This is a genomic window from Tersicoccus mangrovi, assembly GCF_036881825.1.
GTDB classification, from domain to species: Bacteria; Actinomycetota; Actinomycetes; order Actinomycetales; family Micrococcaceae; genus Tersicoccus; species Tersicoccus mangrovi.
In genome coordinates this window covers 550,372-569,347 of sequence record NZ_JBAJMW010000001.1, presented here as the reverse complement: position 1 = coordinate 569,347, position 18,976 = coordinate 550,372, and the positions used below count along the sequence as shown (strand labels likewise).

The 18,976-nt window shown below is 72.7% G+C and carries 19 protein-coding genes, 1 tRNA gene and 1 riboswitch; of the genes, 10 read left to right on the top strand and 10 right to left on the bottom strand.

All coding sequences use genetic code 11. The features are described from left to right. Position 1: 1 nt before the first annotated feature. The 5 genes from V6N00_RS02790 to V6N00_RS02770 all read right to left on the bottom strand — a co-directional run bounded on the left by V6N00_RS02790 (position 2) and on the right by V6N00_RS02770 (position 4,387). Positions 2 to 925: an AEC family transporter gene (locus V6N00_RS02790; RefSeq protein ID WP_334230524.1), complete on the bottom strand. Its 924-nt coding sequence runs from the start codon at positions 923 to 925 to the stop codon at positions 2 to 4. Further along, entirely contained in the window at positions 922 to 1,227 is a 306-nt protein-coding gene (locus tag V6N00_RS02785; protein ID WP_334230523.1) for a protealysin inhibitor emfourin, read from the bottom strand. The genes V6N00_RS02790 and V6N00_RS02785 overlap by 4 nt, the downstream gene beginning before the upstream one ends. A gap of 58 nt (positions 1,228 to 1,285) precedes the next feature. Beyond that, the gene (locus tag V6N00_RS02780; protein ID WP_334230522.1) at positions 1,286 to 2,461 is read right to left on the bottom strand and encodes a M4 family metallopeptidase; all 1,176 of its coding nucleotides are present in this window, start codon (positions 2,459 to 2,461) and stop codon (positions 1,286 to 1,288) included. Between the two features lie 150 nt (positions 2,462 to 2,611). After that, positions 2,612 to 2,685, bottom strand: a tRNA-Gly gene (locus V6N00_RS02775). Positions 2,686 to 2,992: 307 nt separating this feature from the next. Next, the gene (locus tag V6N00_RS02770; protein WP_334230521.1) at positions 2,993 to 4,387 is read right to left on the bottom strand and encodes a CAP domain-containing protein; all 1,395 of its coding nucleotides are present in this window, start codon (positions 4,385 to 4,387) and stop codon (positions 2,993 to 2,995) included. 194 nt (positions 4,388 to 4,581) lie between these two features. On the opposite strand from V6N00_RS02770, the gene dcd reads away from it, so the two are divergent. Continuing rightward, the gene (dcd, locus tag V6N00_RS02765) at positions 4,582 to 5,163 is read left to right on the top strand and encodes a dCTP deaminase (protein ID WP_334230520.1); all 582 of its coding nucleotides are present in this window, start codon (positions 4,582 to 4,584) and stop codon (positions 5,161 to 5,163) included. A 54-nt stretch (positions 5,164 to 5,217) separates the two neighbouring features. Here the strand turns inward: dcd and V6N00_RS02760 are convergent, their stop codons facing one another. Next, a complete protein-coding gene (locus V6N00_RS02760; RefSeq protein ID WP_334230519.1) occupies positions 5,218 to 6,570 on the bottom strand; it encodes an MFS transporter in 1,353 nt (450 codons plus the stop codon). Between the two features lie 208 nt (positions 6,571 to 6,778). On the opposite strand from V6N00_RS02760, the gene V6N00_RS02755 reads away from it, so the two are divergent. From V6N00_RS02755 to mnhG, 6 genes are all read left to right on the top strand, one after another. Then, complete coding sequence (locus V6N00_RS02755; protein WP_334230518.1) at positions 6,779 to 9,721, top strand: Na+/H+ antiporter subunit A; 2,943 nt, start codon at positions 6,779 to 6,781, stop codon at positions 9,719 to 9,721. Beyond that, positions 9,718 to 10,239, top strand: coding sequence for a Na(+)/H(+) antiporter subunit C (locus V6N00_RS02750; RefSeq protein WP_334230517.1), 522 nt, complete (start codon positions 9,718 to 9,720; stop codon positions 10,237 to 10,239). Before V6N00_RS02755 ends, V6N00_RS02750 begins: the two co-directional genes overlap by 4 nt. Further along, positions 10,236 to 11,855, top strand: a complete 1,620-nt coding sequence (locus V6N00_RS02745) for a Na+/H+ antiporter subunit D (protein ID WP_334230516.1) — start codon at positions 10,236 to 10,238, stop codon at positions 11,853 to 11,855. Before V6N00_RS02750 ends, V6N00_RS02745 begins: the two co-directional genes overlap by 4 nt. After that, complete coding sequence (locus V6N00_RS02740; RefSeq protein ID WP_334230515.1) at positions 11,852 to 12,415, top strand: Na+/H+ antiporter subunit E; 564 nt, start codon at positions 11,852 to 11,854, stop codon at positions 12,413 to 12,415. The genes V6N00_RS02745 and V6N00_RS02740 overlap by 4 nt, the downstream gene beginning before the upstream one ends. After that, positions 12,412 to 12,672, top strand: a complete 261-nt coding sequence (locus V6N00_RS02735) for an MrpF/PhaF family protein (protein ID WP_334230514.1) — start codon at positions 12,412 to 12,414, stop codon at positions 12,670 to 12,672. Before V6N00_RS02740 ends, V6N00_RS02735 begins: the two co-directional genes overlap by 4 nt. Positions 12,673 to 12,768: 96 nt before the next feature. Beyond that, positions 12,769 to 13,179 carry a monovalent cation/H(+) antiporter subunit G gene (gene mnhG / locus V6N00_RS02730; protein WP_334230513.1) on the top strand — a complete coding sequence of 137 codons (411 nt, stop codon included), beginning with the start codon at positions 12,769 to 12,771 and terminating at the stop codon, positions 13,177 to 13,179. A 63-nt stretch (positions 13,180 to 13,242) separates the two neighbouring features. Here the strand turns inward: mnhG and V6N00_RS02725 are convergent, their stop codons facing one another. Then, on the bottom strand, positions 13,243 to 13,503 hold the full coding sequence (locus V6N00_RS02725; protein WP_334230512.1) for a DUF4235 domain-containing protein: 261 nt from the start codon (positions 13,501 to 13,503) through the stop codon (positions 13,243 to 13,245). Positions 13,504 to 13,577: 74 nt separating this feature from the next. Then, positions 13,578 to 13,722, top strand: a riboswitch (TPP riboswitch). A 37-nt stretch (positions 13,723 to 13,759) separates the two neighbouring features. Here V6N00_RS02725 and V6N00_RS02720 point away from each other — a divergent pair. The 3 genes from V6N00_RS02720 to V6N00_RS02710 are packed head-to-tail and all read left to right on the top strand — an operon-like array spanning position 13,760 to position 16,853. Continuing rightward, a complete protein-coding gene (locus V6N00_RS02720; protein WP_334230511.1) occupies positions 13,760 to 14,380 on the top strand; it encodes an ECF transporter S component in 621 nt (206 codons plus the stop codon). A gap of 50 nt (positions 14,381 to 14,430) precedes the next feature. Further along, positions 14,431 to 16,029, top strand: coding sequence for an ABC transporter ATP-binding protein (locus tag V6N00_RS02715; protein ID WP_334230510.1), 1,599 nt, complete (start codon positions 14,431 to 14,433; stop codon positions 16,027 to 16,029). Further along, positions 16,026 to 16,853, top strand: a complete 828-nt coding sequence (locus V6N00_RS02710; protein ID WP_334230509.1) for an energy-coupling factor transporter transmembrane component T family protein — start codon at positions 16,026 to 16,028, stop codon at positions 16,851 to 16,853. Before V6N00_RS02715 ends, V6N00_RS02710 begins: the two co-directional genes overlap by 4 nt. Positions 16,854 to 16,889: 36 nt before the next feature. On the opposite strand, the gene V6N00_RS02705 is transcribed toward V6N00_RS02710, so the two are convergent. The 3 genes from V6N00_RS02705 to V6N00_RS02695 form a co-directional block, all read right to left on the bottom strand. Then, positions 16,890 to 17,771, bottom strand: coding sequence for an aminodeoxychorismate lyase (locus tag V6N00_RS02705; protein ID WP_334230508.1), 882 nt, complete (start codon positions 17,769 to 17,771; stop codon positions 16,890 to 16,892). 63 nt (positions 17,772 to 17,834) lie between these two features. Further along, a complete protein-coding gene (locus V6N00_RS02700) occupies positions 17,835 to 18,482 on the bottom strand; it encodes a nucleoside/nucleotide kinase family protein (protein ID WP_334230507.1) in 648 nt (215 codons plus the stop codon). Continuing rightward, a complete protein-coding gene (locus tag V6N00_RS02695) occupies positions 18,440 to 18,964 on the bottom strand; it encodes a low molecular weight protein-tyrosine-phosphatase (protein ID WP_334230506.1) in 525 nt (174 codons plus the stop codon). The genes V6N00_RS02700 and V6N00_RS02695 overlap by 43 nt, the downstream gene beginning before the upstream one ends. Between the last annotated feature and the right edge of the window lie 12 nt (positions 18,965 to 18,976).

Here is an 18,976-nt window from a genome sequence, read left to right as displayed (position 1 = left end):
CTCAGGCGAGCATGGCGGCGACGACGACGAGAACCGGCACGGAGAGCACGGTGGTCACGAGCACGGTGTCCTTGGTCTGGCCGACGGCCGTCCCGTACCGGGCGGCGACGACGTAGGCGTTCTGCGCGGTCGGCAGCGCGGCCATGACGACGACGGCGAACAGCGCCCGCCCCGACAGGCCCAGCACCAGGGAGCCCAGGGCGAGGGCGACGAGCGGCTGGACGAGCACCTTCGACGTCGTCGCGGAGGCCACGTCCAGCCACTGCGACCGGTCGCGCAGGGGGCGGGAGCCGTGCAATCCGATCCCGAAGGCGAGGAGCATCCCGGGCACGGCGATGCCGCTGATCAGCCGGAACGGCTCCATGACGAGGTCCGGCAGGTGGACGCCGGTGACGGAGAGGACGATGCCGACCACGGAGGCGATGAGCACGGGGTTCGCGGCGACCTGCCGGATCCGGCGCAGCGCGCTCGTCCCATGTCGGGCTGTGGCGACGTCGAGGGACGCGGTGATCAGGGGCGTGAGCAGCGTCATCTGGAAGACGATGATCGGGGCGGCCACCGCGGCGTCACCGAGCACGTAGACCGCGATGGGGATGCCGAGGTTCGCGGCGTTGACGATCGAGCCCGTGGCGCCCGTCATGATGGCCACCGGCCAGGGCCGCCGCAGGACAAGCCGGGACCAGAGCAGGTAGAGCGCGAGCACGATGCCGGCGCTGGCCGCGGCGACGAACAGCTGCACCGAGAACACGCGGTGCAGGTCGGTCCGGCCGAAGGTGACGAGCATGAGGGCCGGCGTGCCGACGAAGAACACGGTGCGGCTGAGCACCTGCTGTGCGTCGGGGCCGAGCACGCCGGAGCGGCCGATCAGGTAACCGATCCCGATGACGACCCAGACGATCGAGAATCCGGCGAGGACCCCGCTCACGCGGGGGGAGTCGTTCCGGTGTCGCTGCGCGCGCGGTCGAGCAGCTCCCGCCAGGGGCCGTCGAGGCGGGACTCGGCGATGGTGATCCGGTGGCCCTCGGCGGCGAACACGTAGCTGAATCCGTCACGGACCTCGGGGGCACTGCTGCGTGCGGTGACGCCACCGTCGTTCATCCGGCCGTCGCTCGTCCGGCCGTCGCCCATCTCACCGACCAGCCGGGTGGCCGTCTGGTCGTCGACCGTCACCACCCACTGCCGGCGCAGGCCGGCGAATCCGCCGGTGCGCGTGATCGTGATCTCCATGGCTGCCTCCCGGTCCCCATTCTGGCCCGGGGACGGCGTCGACGGGAATCGCGACCCATCAGTCCCCGGCCGGTGCGTCGGCGGCGCGGACCGCCTTGCCCGGGGTCACCCCGACCCCCTGCCACGCGTCGGTCACGGCGCTCACCTCGGCGCTGTCGGCGCCGTACCGGTCGGCGGCGACGTCCAGCGTCTCCTGCGCGAACCGGGCGAAGTCCGCGCTCGCGGGCAACCGGTCGGACGTGACGGTGTCGTACCAGATCCGGCCCGCCCGCTCCCACGCGTTGCCGCCGAGCGCCGTCGCCGCGAGGTAGAAGGCGTGGTTCGGGATGCCCGAGTTCAGGTGCACGCCGCCGCTGTCCTCGGTGGTCTCGACGTAGCCGTCCATGTGCGCCGGCTGCGGGTCCTTGCCGAGTACCGGATCGTCGAACGCCGTGCCCGGCGCGGCGAGCGAGCGCAGCGCCGTGCCGTGGATCGACGGGCCGAAGATGCCCGCGCCGACGAGCCAGTCGGCGCTCGCCGCGTCCTGGCCCCGCACCCACTGCTCGGTCAGCACCCCGAACACGTCGGAGACCGACTCGTTCAGGGCGCCGGACTGCCCCTGGTAGACGAGGTTCGCGCTGTACTGCGTGACGCCGTGCGTCAGCTCGTGCGCGATCACGGTCAGGGCGGACGTGAACGAGACGAACACGTTCCCGTCGCCGTCGCCGAACACCATGCGTTCGCCGTTCCAGAAGGCGTTGTCGTACTGATGTGAGAAGTGGACCGTCGCGTCCAGCGGCAGGTCGTCGTCGTCGAGCGAACGGCGGCCGTAGGCCTGGGCGTAGAAGTCCCACGTGCGGCCCAGGCCGTCGAACGCCTCGTCGACCGCGCGGTCCTCACCGGGGCCCTGGTCCTCCGTGCGCACCGTGGCGCCGGGCAGCGTCTCCCCGTGCTCGGCGTCGCTGATGGTGCGGGCGAGCCCCGTGCGGGTGACCGGCGGTGCGACGGAACCACGGAGGCCACGCCGCTGGGCGTGGATGCGCTCGAGGTGATCGAGCGCGTGCCGGGCCGCACCGGCGGCGTCGAGCAGTGGGGGATCCTGCAGCCCCGCGAGCCGGCGCAGCAGGTAAGGCGGCACGATCGAGCACACGGGCGGAAGATCGGGTGAGATGTCCGTGTCGTGGTGACCGGTGCCCGGCCGTACCGTGCCCGGCCGTACCGTGTCGTGGTGACCGGTGCCTGATCCTGTGGCCATGTGATGCCTCCCGTCGCTGTTCCGTCAGCCTAGTGACGGCCACCGACAGTTCTCACGGGCCGCGGTCGAGGGCGCAGGGATCAGCGTGGACGAACGCGAACGGCGCCGGCCCGTCGGTGAGAACGGACCCGGCGCCGTCGGCGTGGGTGGTGGAGCGGCTGACGGGAATCGAACCCGCGTATCAGGCTTGGGAAGCGTGCGCTCTACCATTGAGCTACAGCCGCATCGACGCCGTTTCCCGCCGGGTCCTGGCCCCGTCGGAGCACCGTGATCACGGCGCGACGTCATCGGACAGCCTAGCGCACCCCGACCTGCCCTCCACACCACGGCGACCCACCCGGCGACGCGCGGACGCCTCGGTGCCGTTGCGTGCTCCACTCGATGCGCCGGGGCCGGCCGACGGCCCGTCCCGGTCCGCCCGAGGCCATCGCGCGGCGCCCCGGAGAGCGCCGCACGGATCAGCGGGCGGACCGATGCGAGCCATCGGTGGGTGAGGATCGGTGCGAGCGGGCAGAGCTCAGCGGGTCGGCATCACTTGACCAGCGCGTACGAGGTCCAGCCGTGCCCCTCCGCCGAGCCGGCACGCAGGCCGCCGCTCGCGATCGGGTAGTAGCTCAGGCGACCGTCGGTCCACTTGGCGACGAGACCCTTGCTGCCGGCACCGGTGTAGCCGTACAGCGTGCGGGTGCTGACCACGGGACCCCATCCGGACCCGATGGTGCGGCGCGCCTCGGAGAGGAAGTGGCCGCGACCGTCGGAGCGGTACAGCAGCATCGACCCGTCTCCCCGGCGCACGGCCAGGTCCGCGCTGCCGTTGCCGTCGACGTCCGCCATGCTGAACTTCAGGCCCTGCCAGCCGGCACCGATCTTGATGCCGTTGCTCGCGCCGGTGCCGGTCGCGTTGCGGTAGTAGAGCATGGTCCCGTCGGGCCGGTGGGCGACGATGGCCGGGAAGCGGTCGCCGGAGCACCACAGGCCCACGGTGGCGGTCATGCCCGCCCAGCCGTTGCCGATCTGCACGGCACCGCCGAACCCGCCGCCGGCCAGTCCCCGGTTGAGGGTCAGCAGGCCGGAGCGCCAGATGGTGACGACGTCGACGACGCCGTCCTGGTTCCAGTCGGCGGCGAACGCATCCTGGGCACCCCCGAAGCCGGTCATCAGCGAACGGCGCGACGCCAGGCTGCCGCCGCCGGTCGCGGGGTAGTCCCACAGGACGCCGGCGGTGTCGACGGCGAGCACGTCCGCGGTGCTGCGGATCGAGGCCGCGGCCGGCGGCGTCGTCGTGGCGTGCCCGGCGACACCGGCGGGGCAGATGCCCGCGGGAGCGGCCGTCGGCGCGGGCCCGCTGCTCGGCGTCGAGGTCACGGTCGACGTCGCGTTGGACGGCACCGGGTTGTAGTGGAAGAGGTTGACGACGCCCCACATGGTGTACCGGGTGGGCGTGGTGACGTAGTTGCCGTTGGTGAAGGTCACGCCGACGCCGATCACGTTGACGTTGGGGTCGATCAGCGCCGCGTTGTGGGCGGGCGAGGTCTTCCACCAGGCGATCAGCGCGGAGGCGTTCCGGCTCCAGGCCACGGCGATGATCTCGTGCACGTTGGTCACGGGGCCACCGACCCGCGGGTCGGTCCAGAAGTTGGGGCGGTGGGTGTACGGCGTCTCGTTGGCGGCGATGCGGTTGGACCATTCCTGGCTCATCACCGAGACGGTCGGGCTGTACTTGACCGGCCTGAGGCCCTTGGACGCCCGGTACGCATTGATACCGTTGAGCAGGTCCCGGACCTGGGTGAGGTTCGAATCGTGGACGATGTCGCTCGCGGACGCCGGAGCGACGATCGGGAGGGCCGAGGCGGCCGGGGCCGTCGTCACGACGGCGGTGGTGGTGAACAGGCAGGCCAGCAGGCAGGCCAGAAGTCGTCTGGGCATGGGATTCCTCAGGCAGGCGAATCAGGGCAACGCGGTCACCCTTCGGTGGCGGCTCGAGACCATGCCGTTGCGTCGTTACGGAACAGTAATCCGTGTCACGGCGTGGCGCCACCAGAAGGCTCTCTGAGTGTGTTATCGACACCTCACCGTGATCTGTAAGCCGCGATCATCTCGAGTCGGTTATCCTGCTCGACGTGCTGCTCTCCGACCGCGACATCCGCCGCCAGCTCGACGACGCCCGGATCGTGCTCGATCCGCTGCAGGACGAGATGATCCAGCCCTCGAGCGTCGACGTCCGGATCGACCGGTTCTTCCGGCTCTTCGACAACCACAAGTACGCGCACATCGACCCCTCGATCGAGCAGAGCGAGCTGACCCGCCTGGTCGAGGTCGATCCCGACGAGCCCTTCATCCTGCACCCGGGGGAGTTCGTGCTCGGATCGACGTACGAGGTGGTGAGTCTGCCCGACGACATCGCGGCACGGTTGGAGGGCAAGTCCTCCCTGGGCCGCCTGGGCCTGCTGACCCACTCGACGGCCGGCTTCATCGATCCCGGCTTCTCGGGGCACGTGACGCTCGAGCTCTCCAACGTCGCGACCCTGCCGATCAAGCTGTGGCCGGGCTCGAAGATCGGCCAGCTGTGCTTCTTCCAGCTGTCCTCCGCCGCCGAGCACCCCTACGGCAGTGGTCCCTACGGCAACCGGTACCAGGGGCAGCGCGGCCCGACGGCGTCCCGGTCGCACCTGAACTTCCACCGCACGCAGCTGCCCAGCTGAGGCGACGAGGCCAGCTGAGGCGACCACTGCGCGGACGAGCGCGCTCCCGCGGCGTCAGCGCCCGACGTCGATCGGGTCCGGCTGCGGCGCGTGCTCGGGCGGGTGCACGGGCAGCAGCACCAGCAGGCCCGCCAGCAGCACGACGAGGATGCCGAGGATGCCCCATCGCTGCGCCCCGAAGAGCGTCACCGCGGCGGCGAACAGGGTGGGCGCGAGGAAGCTGACCGCGCGGCCCGTCGTCGCGTAGAGGCCGTACAGCTCGCCCTCCTGTCCCGCGGGCGCGAGACGGCCGAGGAACGAGCGTGCGGAGGCCTGCGCGGGCCCGACGAAGAGGCACAGGACGAGGCCGCACACCCAGAAGCCCGCCTGGCTCGTCATGAACAGCATGGCCGTGCCGGAGGCGAGCAGCCCCAGCAGGGACAGGATGATCACGCGGCGGGGACCGAGTCGGTCGTCCAGCACGCCTCCCGTGGCCGCCCCTACCGCGGCGACCACGTTGCCCGCGATCGCGAAGACGATCACCTGGGACAGGGTGAAGCCGAACGTGCCGGCCGCGATCACCCCGCCGAACGTGAAGATGGCGGCCAGGCCGTCCCGGAACACGGCGCTCGCGGCCAGGAAGTACACCGTGTGCGGGCTGCGGCGGTAGAGGGCGATCACCCGGCGCACCAGCACCCGGTACGAGGCGAGGAAGCCGACCCGCTCCCCGGCGACGTCCGGCCGGATCTCCGGCACCCGCGTGAGCACCGGCAGGGCGAAGACGGCGAACCACAGGGCGGAGAACAGGGCCACGGTGCGGATGTTCAGGGCGTCGGCGGTCGGGATCCGCAGCAGGTTCGGCTGCACGAACCCGAACAGCACGACGGCGAGGGCCAGGATGCCGCCGACGTAGCCCATCGACCAGCCGAGGCCCGAGACCCGGCCGATCGTGGCCGGCGTGCTGATCTGGGGGAGCATCGCGTTGTAGTTGACGCCGGCGAACTCGTTGAAGACGTTGGCCACGGCGATCAGGATCGCGCCGAGCAGCAGGAACTCCGGGGCCGGCCGCACGAGGAAGCAGGCGGCGGTCGTGACGACGACGATGCCGGTGTGCACCGCGAGCCAGAATCGTCGCCTCCCGGCCAGGTCGGCCCGCTGGCCGGTCACGGGAGCGAGGACGGCGACGGCGAGACCGGAGGCGCCGAGCGCCCAGCCGAGCACCGACGAGGCGTGGTCGGGGTCGCCGAACGAGGACGAGGTGAGGTAGACGGTGAAGACGAAGGTCGTCATCACGGCATTGATCGCCGAGTCGCCCCAGTCCCACCACGCCCACGCCAGCACCTGGCGTCGGTCGGTCCGTCCGGCTCCCCCTCGTGCGGGACCCCTTCGCGCGGGACCCCTCCGTGCGGGACCGCCGGCTGTTCGCATGGCTGCAGGATAACCCGCAGTGCGCGCCGGCCCGGTTGGCGCGCTTGATAGGCTGAAACGGTCGTCACGGCGTCCGATCTCGACTCGCGCCCCGCCGTGACCGGTCCTTTCGTCCCCACCACCGTCGCGGCCCTGCCGCCGGCGCCATGGTGGGGTCCGGGCCCCCGACGCCAGCGGGCGCCGTCGAGCCGAGTGCGAGGAGGGTGCCGTGATCGCCGTCCTCGCGATCCACGCGATCGTCGCCCTCGCCGCCCCGCTCCTCTTCCGCGCCGGCCGTACCGTCGGATTCGGCGCCCTCGCCGCCGTCCCCGCCGGCAGCCTCGTGTGGCTGCTCTCGCAGTACGGGCCGACCCATGCCGGTCCCGGCGCCGCCATCCGCGAGGGCGTGCCCTGGGTTCCCCAGCTGGACCTGGCGCTCGAGTTCCGGATGGACGCGCTGAGCTGGCTGTTCTGCGTGCTGATCCTGGGGGTGGGCGCCCTCGTCCTGCTCTACTGCACCCGCTACTTCCACGCGGGCGACGCGTCCCTGCCCGCCTTCGGGGCGCAGCTGCTCGCCTTCTCCGGCGCCATGGTCGGGCTCGTCGTCGCCGACGACCTGATCCTGCTGTTCGTCTTCTGGGAGATCACGACGATCCTGTCGTACCTGCTGATCGGGTACAACCGGAACAAACTCTCCGCCCGCCGTTCTGCCCTGCAGGCCCTCGTCGTCACGACGGCGGGCGGCCTGGCGATGCTGGTCGGGCTCGTCGTCCTCGGCACGGTCGCCGGCACCTACCGCGTCTCCGCGATCCTCGCCCTCGGGCCGGCCCTGCTCGAGCACGGCCCGGCGGTCTCCCTCGCCCTCGTGCTGATCCTGGCCGGGGCCATCACCAAGTCCGCGCTGCTGCCGTTCCACTTCTGGCTGCCGGGCGCCATGGCGGCCCCGACCCCGGTCAGCGCTTACCTGCACGCCGCCGCGATGGTCAAGGCCGGCATCTACCTGATCGCCCTGTTCGCGCCGGTGTTCGGGGAGAGCCCCCTGTGGCGGTGGCTGCTGCTGATCGTCGGCGCCGGGACGATGCTGCTGGGCGGCTGGACCGCGCTGCGGCAGACGGACATCAAGCTGATCCTCGCCTACGGCACCGTCAGCCAGCTCGGCTTCCTCGCCCTGAACGCGGGCGCCGGCACGCGGGAGACGGCGCTCGCCGGTCTCGCCCTCGTGCTCGCCCACGGGCTCTTCAAGGCCACCCTGTTCCTCGTCGTCGGGATCATCGACCACCAGGCCGGCACCCGTGACACCCGGCGGCTCAGCGGCGTCGGCGCGCAGGCGCCCCTGCTCGCCGTCGTCGGCGTCATCGGTGCCGCCTCGATGGCCGGGATCCCCTTCCTCGGCGGCTTCGTGGCGAAGGAGTCGGCGTACGAGGCCTTCGTGCACGCCGCCGAGGTCGACGGCCTCTGGGGGCTGCTCGGGCTGATCGGCATCGTCGCCGGGTCGGTGCTGACCGTCGCCTACAGCGGCCGTTTCCTGTGGGGCGCGTTCACCACCAAGCACGGCGTCGACCCGATCGACTTCCCGGCCCCGACCCCGCTCTTCCTCGCCTCGCCGGTGGTCCTCACCGTGCTGACCGTCCTCTACGGGCTGTGGCCGGCCCCGGTCAACGCGTGGATCGGCCCCTACCTGCAGGCGTTCCCGGCCGAGGCCGGGGCGAAGGACCCCTACCTGGCCCTGTGGCACGGATTCACGGTCGCGCTCGGACTGACGGCGATCACCCTCGCCCTCGGCCTCACGCTCGTCGTGCTGCGCGAACGCGTCGAACGGGTGCAGGCCGGCCTGCCCCGGATACGGGCGGCGGACATCGTCTACCGCGACGTCGTCAACGCCCTCGACATCGTGGCGGTGTGGACCACGGGCCGCACCCAGCGCGGCTCCCTGGTGTTCTACCTCTTCATCATCCTCGGCGTGTTCGTCGTCGCCTCCGTCGGGGCCGCGGCCGTCGCGGGCGGCCCCGCGGGCACCTCCGCCGCCGGCGCCCCGCAGTGGCTGCTCGCCGACAGCCCCGTCCAGATCGCCGTCGGCGCGTGCGTCGTCTTCGGCGCCGTCGCCGCCACCCGCGCGTCCAAGCGCTTCCTGGCCGTGCTGATGGTCTCGGTCACCGGCTACGGGATGGTCGTGATCTTCGCCCTGCAGGGCGCACCGGACCTGGCGCTGACGCAGATGCTGGTCGAGACCATCGTCCTCGTCGCCCTCGTCCTCGCCCTGCGGGTGCTGCCCGCGCGGCTGTGGCGGCGGACCGCGTCCAGCTTCCGGCTCGGTCGGCTGGTGCTGGCCCTCGCCGTGGGCGGCGGCATGGTCTTCGTCGCGGCGACCGCGATGGCGTCGAGGACGGCCGAGCCGATCTCCCTGGCCTTCCCGGACCTCGCCTATCACGGGGGCGGCGGCCTGAACATCGTCAACGTGACCCTCGTCGACATCCGCGCGTGGGACACCTTCGGCGAGATCACGGTGCTCGCGGCCGCCGCCACCGGCGTCGCGTCCCTCGTGTTCGTGCACGGCCGGGGCCGCCCCCTCCAGCGGGCGACGCCGGAGCAGATCGCCTCGGTCGGCCGCAGCCGGGCCGGCGACCCCGCCGGGCTCGCCGCCGTCCGCCGGTTCGCGGACACGGACCGGGATCCCTGGCTCGTGGCCGGGCGCACGCTGGCCCCGGAACGCCGCTCGATCCTCTTCGAGGTGATGACGCGGCTGATCTTCCACACCATGGTGCTGTTCTCCGTCTTCCTGCTGCTCAACGGCCACAACGCGCCCGGCGGCGGCTTCGCCGGTGGCCTCGTGGCCGGCCTCGCCCTCACCGTCCGGTACCTCGCCGGTGGCCGGTTCGAGCTCGCCGAGGCCACCGTCCTGACCGCCGGCCAGCTGCTCGGCGGCGGCCTGACCATCGCCTGCGTGTCCGGGGTGCTGCCCCTCTTCTTCGGCGGGCAGGTGTTCCAGACGGCCATCCTGCAGATGGACTGGATCGTGTTCGGGCACGTCAAGATCGTCACCTCGACCCTCTTCGACATCGGCGTCTACCTCGTCGTGGTGGGCCTCGTGCTCGACGTGCTGCGCAGCCTCGGCGCCGAGGTGGACCGGCGCAGCGAACAGTCGCGGATCCCGGCGGAGGTGGGGCACGGGTGAGCATCAATGTGACCCTCCTGGTCGTCATGGGCGTCCTGTACACGTGCGGCGTGTACCTGCTGCTCGAGCGGTCCCTCACCCGGGTGATGCTCGGGCTGATCCTCATCACCAACGCGACCAACCTGCTGCTGCTGGCCACCGCCGGGGCCGCCGGGATGGCGCCGATCGTCGTCTCCGGCACCGATCCCCACGCCTACACCGACCCGGTGCCGCAGGCCCTGACCCTGACCGCCATCGTCATCAGCTTCGCGGTCACCGCGTTCCTGCTCGGCGTCATCTACCGCTCGTGGACGCTCGCGCGCCAGGACGACGTGCAGGACGACATCGAGGACCGCCGTGTGGCCCACCAGCCCAGCTTCCAGCGGGAGGAGGACGCCGTCATCCCCGACGACACCTCGGAGTTCACCGGGGCGACGGAAACGCCGCTGGAGGACGAGGACGAGCGGCCGGGCCGACCCGGGCACACCGACGCCGCGCGCGCCGCGGGTCACGGGAGTCACCGGGGGGTGGACGCATGACCGGCTTCTCGATCGTCTCCCTCGCGCCGCTCGCCGTCGTGCTGCCCTTTCTCGGGGCGGCCCTGGCCTTCCTGCTGATCCGCCGGCGCCGCGCGCAGGCCCTCATGTCCAACGGCATCCTGGCGGCGACGCTCGTGCTCGAGTGCGTGATCCTGGCCAACACGTGGAACCAGGGGCCGCGGTCGATCGACCTCGGCGGCTGGCCGGCGCCGCATGGCATCGTCATGGTCGTCGACCAGTTCTCCGCCCTGATGCTCGTGGTCTCCAGCGTCGTCAGTCTCGCGGTGCTCGTCTACGCCACCGCGCAGGGCGCCGCGGGTGGTGAGGAGGAGGAGCCGATCTCGGTGTTCCACCCGGCCTTCCTCATCCTCGTGGCCGGGGTGTCCAACGCGTTCCTCGCCGGGGACCTGTTCAACCTCTACGTCGGCTTCGAGATCCTGCTGACCGCCAGCTACGTCCTCATCACCCTCGGCGGTACCTCCCCACGGATCCGGGCCGGCGTGACCTACGTGGTGGTCAGCGTCATCTCCTCGATGCTGTTCCTGATCGCGATCGCTCTGGTCTACGCCGCCACCGGCACCGTCAACCTCGCGGACATCGCCGTCAAGGTCTCCCACCTCGACCCGGGCACCCAGACGCTGCTGCACCTGATGCTGCTCGTCGCCTTCGGCATCAAGGCCGCCGTCTTCCCGCTCTCCTTCTGGCTGCCCGACTCGTACCCGACCGCGCCGGCCCCCGTGACGGCCGTCTTCGCGGGCCTGCTGACCAAGGTCGGCGTCTACGCGATCGTCCGGCTCGAGACCCTGCTCTTCCCCGGGGACGAGCTGAACGCTCTGCTCATGGTCGTCGCCCTGTTCACGCTCGTCGTCGGCATCCTCGGCGCGCTCGCCCAGACCGACATCAAACGTCTGCTCTCCTTCACCCTGGTCAGCCACATCGGCTACATGATCTTCGGGCTCGCGCTCTCCTCCCGCGTCGGCCTCGGAGCCACCGTCTACTACGTCGTCCACCACATCGTCGTGCAGACCGCACTGTTCCTCGTCACCGGGCTGATCGAGCGCCGAGGAGGCACGACGGCGATCGACCGCCTGGGGGGGATGGCGAGGATCGCCCCCGTCCTGGCGGTGCTGTATTTCATCCCCGCGATGAACCTCGGCGGGATCCCGCCGTTCTCCGGGTTCCTGGGCAAGCTCGGCCTGCTGCAGGCCGGCGTGCAGGACGGCAGCCCGCTGGCCCTGACCCTGGTCGTGGCGAGCGTGGCCGTGTCCCTGCTGACCCTGCTGGCTCTGGCCCGCGTCTGGAACCGCGTGTTCTGGCGCAGCCCGAAGGACGCCGAGTATCCGGACCCGGTGCTGCTGGCCACCCGGGCGGACGGGCGGTCCGTGCGCACCAGTGCGATCGTCATGGATGCCCCGAAGGGCCGCTGGGCGGGCGCCGAGTCCACCCGGCTGCTGCCGGCCGGCATGGTGGGCGCGACCGTGGGCATCGTCGCCGTCGGGGTGGCCCTGACCGTCGTCGCCGGACCGTTGTTCGCCCTCGCGGACTCGGCGGCCTCGTCGATGCTGGAGCGGACCCCGTACATCGAGTCCGTGCTCGGCCCGGGGTCGGCGCGATGAGCCGGCAACGCATCTCCCTGCGCACCGAGGCGCCGCTGCTCGTCTGGCTCGTGCTCGTGTGGGGCGCGCTGTGGCAGGACTTCAGCCTCGGCACCCTCGTCTTCGGCGCCGTGCTCGCCCTCACCGTCGTCCACACGTTCTACCTGCCGCCGGTGCAACTGGGTGGCCGGTTGAACCTCGTCCAGTTCGCGATCGCGGTGGTCGAGTTCCTGCGGGAACTGACGATCGCGAGCTTCCACGTGTTCGCCCTGGCGGTGTTCCGGGGCCGGTCCATCCGCAGCTCGGTGATCGCCGTGCCGCTGCGCACCCACTCCGACCTCATCCTCACCGCGACGGCGAGCGTGACGGGCCTCGTGCCCGGCTCCGTCGTGGTCGAGGTGGACCGGGCCGGCTCGACCCTGTACCTGCACTGCCTCGACGTGACCACGCCCGAGGGCGCGGACCGGGTCCGGGCCACCGTCCGGGCCACCGAGGCACGACTGATCCGGATGATGGGCTCACGCGAGGAGGTCGCGCGGCTGGCGGCCTCCGAGCGCGGCCGGATCGGGGGCACCGCATGATGCTCGTCGCCGTCGTCATCAGCGCCGTCATGCTGGTGGTCGCCGCCGCGGGGGCCATCTACCGGCTCGGCCGCGGGCCGTCGCTGCTCGACCGGGTGCTCGCCGCGGACGTCCTGCTCGTCATCATCGTCTCGGCCGTGGCCGTCGACGCGGTGTACCGCCACAGCATCGACTCGGTGCCCCTCATCGCGACCATCACGATCGTCGGCTTCATCGGCTCCGTCGCCGTCGCCCGGTTCGTGGCGACGAGGCGGTGACGCGGTGAGAATCTCGTGCACGACGTCGCGACCAGCCGCAGGAGCACCACGAGGAGCACCACGCCGACCGGGCCGGACGAGTGAGGAGGGACGACGATGAACGGGATCCTCGAAGGCGTCGCCGCCGTGCTCATGGTCGTCGGCGCCTCGATGTCGCTGGCCGCCGCCATCGGCCTCTTCACGTTCCCGGACCTGCTGACCCGGATGCACGCGGCCACCAAGCCCCAGGTGTTCGGGCTGCTGCTCCTCCTGCTGGCCGTCGCGCTGGCGCTGCGCGCGTGGGCCCTCGTCCCCCTGCTGGTCCTGATGTGGATCTTCCAGCTGCTGACCATCCCGGTCGGCGGCCACATGGTGGCCCGCGCCGGCTACCGGACACGCCACCTGGACCGGGACTCCGTCGTCATCGACGAACTGCGCGACGTCGTGCAGGGCCCGGGGGCCGGCACCGCAACCGGCCCCGGCAACGACGAAGGCGGATCGACCGCAGTCGACCCGCCTTCCCGCTAGGCGGCACCGGAAGCCCGGCTCGCGCCGGCTCAGACCTCGCGCCGGCTCACACCTCGTGCCGGCTCAGACCTCGCGCGGGTCCCGCATCGAGCGGGCGGCACGCTGGGTCGACTTGGCCACGCCGAACTTGATCGCGGTGCTCACGACCGTGGTCAGCACGGCCCAGATGAGGATCTCCTTGACCGTGTCGTCGTCGTTGTCGCCCGGCTTCGTGGGCGGCTCCTTGCCGACGACCTTCTGCCAGCCGGCGGTGAGCAGCTTGTTCGCGACCATGACGGCGCCGATCGACAGACCGGTCCCCGCAAGTTTGACGACGGTATCCATCGCGTGTTCTCCCTCTGCATCGATGTCCCTGGGGTTCGTCATCAGCCTACTGCGTGGCGACGCGTAGAATGATGCGACAACGACAGGGGAGCGCCTCCTGCTCGTCGGCCGGGTCTGAACACCCGGGCGGCGGTCGGCCGGCGCTGAGAGTGCGGACCGCCGCAGACCCTCGAACCTGCTCCGGTTAGCACCGGCGAAGGGAGTCGAGTTTCTCGAAGCCGTGGGCTTCCCCCTCCTGACCTCCAGGAGGACACACATGAGCACGTCACGCGGTTTCGCTCCCGCAGCCCCCGCCACCGCCCAGCGCGGATGGCGCGTCATCGACATCATCGTCGCCTCCGTCGTCGCCGTCGCGTGCGGCGTCGTCTTCTGGGCGTGGAGCCAGGGCTACGCGGCGGTCGCCGTCGCCACGGCCCCGTTCCCGTTCCTGGGCGGCCTGTACGGCGGAGGCTGGCTGATCGCCGGCGTCATCGGCGGCCTCATCATCCGCAAGCCCGGCGCGGCCCTGTACTGCGAATTGATCGGCGCCTGCGTGGAGGGCGTCCTCGGCACCCACTTCGGCCTGACCGTGATCCTCTCGGGCCTCATCCAGGGCCTGGGTGCCGAGGCGGTCTTCGCGCTGTTCCGGTACCGCCGGTTCGGCGTCGGGGTCGCCATGCTCGCCGGTCTCGTCTCGGGCCTGGTGATGGGCATCAGCGAGGACGTCCTCTACAACGTCGAGTGGGCCGCCGGCTGGCAGGTGGTCTACGCCGTGCTGGCGGGGGTCTCCGGCCTCGTGATCGCCGGCCTGGTGAGCTGGCTGATCGTGCGGGCGCTCGCCGGCACCGGCGTGCTGAGCGGGCTCGCCTCCGGTCGCGCCGCCCGGGCACGGGTCTGACCACGGTGCCGGGCCGCCCGAGAGTGGGGTCCGCGCCGCGGCCGGCCGCCGTGGACGCCCGCGGCTGGGGATGGCGCCACGGCGGGCGGCGTGCCGCCGCCGTCGACGGTCTCGACCTGCACATCGAACCGGGGGAGCGTGTGCTTCTGCTCGGGCCGTCCGGGGCGGGCAAGTCCACGGTGCTGCACGGGCTCGCGGGCCTGCTCGACCCGCAGGACGCCGAGTCGCGCGGCGAGCTGCTGATCGACGGCGTTCCCGCGATGGATGCCCGCGGCCGGGCCGGTCTGCTCCAGCAGGATCCCGAGGCGCAGATCGTGCTCTCCCGGGTGGGCGACGACGTCGCCTTCGGGCCCGAGAACCTCGCCGTCCCCCGGGAGGCGATCTGGCCCCGCGTGCGGGACGCGCTCGACGCCGTCGGGCTCGCCCTGCCGCTGGACCACCCGACGGCGGCCCTCTCGGGCGGTCAGCAGCAGCGGCTCGGCCTGGCGGGGCTGCTCGCCATGGCCCCCGGCCTGCTGCTGCTGGACGAACCCACGGCCAACCTCGACCCGGCCGGGGTGCTGCAGGTGCGCGACGCCGTCGCGGCCGCGCTCGACGCCACCGGATCGACGCTCGTCGTCGTCGAGCACCGCGTCTCGGTGTGGGCGCCGGTCGTGGACCGGGTCGTGGTGCTCGGTTCGGGCGCCGACGGCAGGACCAGCGCGATCGTGCACGACGGTCCGCTCGACCGGATCCTCCACGAGCACGGCGCCGAACTCGCCGCCGCCGGCATCTGGGTGCCCGGCCACGAACCCGACCTTGCCCGCCGGGCTCCCACCGGTGCCTCGGGTGCGGGCGAGGCCCTGCTGACGGCGCACGACCTCGCGGTCAGCCGGCAGGCGACGGCCGTGAAGCCGCGCCGCCGCTCCGGCCGACGCCCCGGCCGTCGCCTCGACCGACACGCGCTGATCGACATCGCCGCTACCGGCATCGACGTGAGCCTGGCCGCCGGACGCGCGCTGAGCGTCACCGGCCCGAACGGGGCCGGCAAGTCCACCCTCGCTCTCACCCTCGCCGGGCTGCTCCCGCCCGCGGACGGGTCCGTCACCGCCTCGTCCGCGCTCGCCGGCTCCGCCGGGGCCGACCCGTATCGCTGGAGCGCCGGCGAGCTCATCGGCCGGATCGGCACGGTCTTCCAGGAGCCCGAGCACCAGTTCGTCACCGGCACGGTGCGCGACGAGCTCGCCTTCGGGCCGCGGCGCGCGTCCGGCACCCCCGCGGACGGGCCGGCGCTCGAAGCGCGGGTCGACGAGCTGCTCGACCGGCTGCGCCTCGGTCACCTCGCCGCGGCCAACCCCTTCACGCTCTCGGGCGGTGAGAAGCGACGCCTGTCCGTCGCGACCGTGCTGGCCGCGAGCCCCCGCGTCGTCGTCCTGGACGAGCCGACCTTCGGGCAGGACGCCGTGACGTGGCGCCGGCTCGCCGAGCTGCTGGCGGGTCTGCTCGACGAGGGCCGCGCGGTCGTCTCCGTCACCCACGACGCCGCGTTCACCGCCGTCCTCGGCGGCGACCGGCTGGACCTGCCGGGGCGGCCCACGCCGCCCGCCCCCGACGCCGCGGGCGCCGCGAGGGATCCTGCGACCGACCCGGCGCGGGCAGGCGCACGATGACGGCCACGGCCGTGCCCCGGCCGGCCGGGGCGAGCGAGGCGCGGGACCGTTCGGTGCTGGCCCGCGCCCACCCGCTCGCCAAGCTCGCCGCGGCCCTGGTGCTCACCGTCGCCCTGCTGGCCACGACGGACCCGGTGTGCGCCGGCGTCGCCCTCGTCGGCGAGCTGGCGCTGCTGCCGCTGGCCGCGCTGCGGGTACGGACCCTGCTCGTGCGCGGCTGGCCGATCCTGGTCGCCGCCCTGATCTCCGGCTACGGCACCGCGGTGCTGGCCCCGCCGTCGGGCGCCGTCCTGGTCCACGCCGGCCCGTTCGTCCTCACGGCCGGGGCACTGACGGCCGGGGTCGGCATCGCCCTGCGCGGTCTGGCACTCGCGGTGCCGGGCATCATGCTGCTGGCCACGACCGACCCGACGGACCTGGCGGACGCCCTCGCCCAGCGTCTCCACCTGCCGCACCGGTTCGTGCTCGGCGCGCTCGCGGCGATGCGGCTGGTGGGCCTGCTCGTGCAGGAATGGTCGACGCTCACCATGGCCCGGCGGGCGCGCGGGGTCGGTGCCGGCACCGGTCGCGGCCTCTCCCGTGTCGTGGGGCGGGCCCGGGCCGGCGCGGGACAGACCGTCGCGCTGCTCGTGCAGGCGATCCGCCGCGCCGGGCGGCTGGCGATCACGATGGAGGCGCGGGGGTTCGGGACCGCGCGGCGCACGTGGGCGCGGCCGTCGACGTTCCGCCCGTCGGACGCGCTCGTCGTCGCGGGCGGGGTGCTGCTCGCCGCGGTCGCGGTCACGGCCGCCGTCCTCGCCGGCACGTGGAACCCGATCCTCTGAGCGGTCCCGCGTCAGGGTCGGGTTCGTCAGGGCTCGTCAGCGGCGGGTGGCGGTGAGCAGCAGTTCCGTCAGCTCATCGGTCAGCTCGGCGCTGACAGGGATCTGCCGGCCGTCGACGCTGCGGATGGGGGCGAGCAGCCGCACGCTCGAGGCGAGCCACACGCCGTCGTTGCCGATCAGGTCCTCCGGCGTCAACGGGCCGTAGCCGAGCTGCCAGCCGGCCGGCTCCGCCGTCGCGAACAGGGCGCCCTGCGTCGTTCCCGCAAGGATGCCGCTGCGCAGCAACGGCGTCACGAGCTCGCGGACCCCGTCGCGGGTGCGGGCGATCAGCACGGTCGAGGTGGGGCCCTCGAGGACGCGGCCGTCCGAGCTGACGAAGACGGCGTCGTCCGCCCCCTGCCGGTGGGCGTACCGCAGGGCCGCCATGTTCACGGCGTAGGACGTGGTCTTGGATCCGAGCAGCAGCCACGGCGCGACCGAGGCCGCCTCGCTCGAGTAGCCGCGGTCGAGCAGGACGACGTCGAGCCCGCGGTCGCGCAGCTCGCGGTTGCCCGCCGGCACCGGCTGCAGGTACACCCAGCACGTGGGCGGGCCGGCCGCGTCGACGCCACGGGTGCCGACGAGGCGGATCATCGCCTCCCCGTCGCCGTGCCGGCGGGCGAACTCCGCCAGGCCGGTCTCGATCGCGGCGCGCCAGTGGGCGCCGTCGGGCAGCGTGAGGTCCAGCGCCTCGGCGGAGGACGCGAGCCGGTCGAGGTGGGCCTCCAGCTGCAGCGGCCGCCCCCCGACGGCGAGCAGCGTCTCGAAGATGCCGTCACCCCGGACGACGCCGAGGTCGGTGACGAGCAGCTGCGGGGCCTCCGGGTCGGCGATCCGGCCGTCGGGGGCGTCGGGGGTCAGCAGGACGAGGGCGCTCATGCCCTCACAGTAGTGCGGTCACCCGACACGGCCGGGGACGGCGCCACGGGGAGACATCGGCGCTCAGGCCCGGGGCCGGCCGGCGGGGTCGAGCCGCGAGCGGAGGACGTGGCCGATCGCGCCGAGGTCCGGTTCACCGGTGACGACGACGTCGGCCGCGGAGGCGACGTCGTCGTGCTCCAGCCACGCCTCCTCCTCCGCCGCCCAGCGCGACCAGTGGGGCCGGTACAGGTCACCGTCACGCGCCAGGGCGCGATCCCGGCGCTGTGCCGCCGGCATCTCGATCCACACGAGTGTGTCCAGCAGGGGACGCGCGGCCGCGTGACCGGCGCCGACGCCCTCGGCGATCAGCACCCCGCCCGGCTCGATCTCGTGCGTGTCACCGGGGCGGTCCCGTGCCCAGTCCCAGGCGGTCCAGCGGGCCGGCCGGCCCGCGGCGAGAGGTTCGAGCACCTGCCGCCGGTACTGCTCCATGCCGGCGGCGAGGCCGTCCCAGCCCGGGTAGAGGTCCTCGAGATGGAAGACGTGGACGCGGGCCGGGCCGCCGTCGGGGCCGTCCGTGTCGCCGTCCACCGGCGCCAGGACGTCGGCCAGCCGGGCGGCCAGGGTGGTCTTGCCCGCACCCGAGCGACCGTCGAGGCCGATCAGCCGGGTACGGCCGCCCCCGGTCACCGGTGCGGCGCTCCCGCGGTCCGGTGGTCGCGGATCCACGCGACCAGGGAGGGCAGCGCCTCGGTGATCAGCCGCTCGGTGTCCTCGAAGTCGGCGTCCGTGCCGTACCAGGGATCGCTGATGCCGGCGTTCTGCGGGTCGGTCTCGGCGGTGTCGCCGCGGGCGTCCTCGTCCATGAACCCGCGGAACAGGTGGACCCTGTCCGCGTCCTGCGGGCTCGGGGCGAGATCGCGCAGTTCGTCGAGGTGATCGACGTCCATCGCGAGGACGAGGTCCAGGTCGGCGAACCACGCGGGATCGAACTCGCGGGCCCGGTGGTCCGACGGGTCGATGCCGTCGGCCAGCAGCAGGGCCCGTGCGCGCGGATCGATCGGGTTGCCGCGTTCCCACCGCGAGGTGCCGGCAGAGGTGACCTCGACGTCGTCCCCGAGGTCCTCGTCCTCGAGCGCGCGGCGCAGGAGGTACTCGGCCATGGGGGAGCGGCAGATATTGCCGGTGCAGACGGTCATCACGCGGAACATGCCCCCACCGTA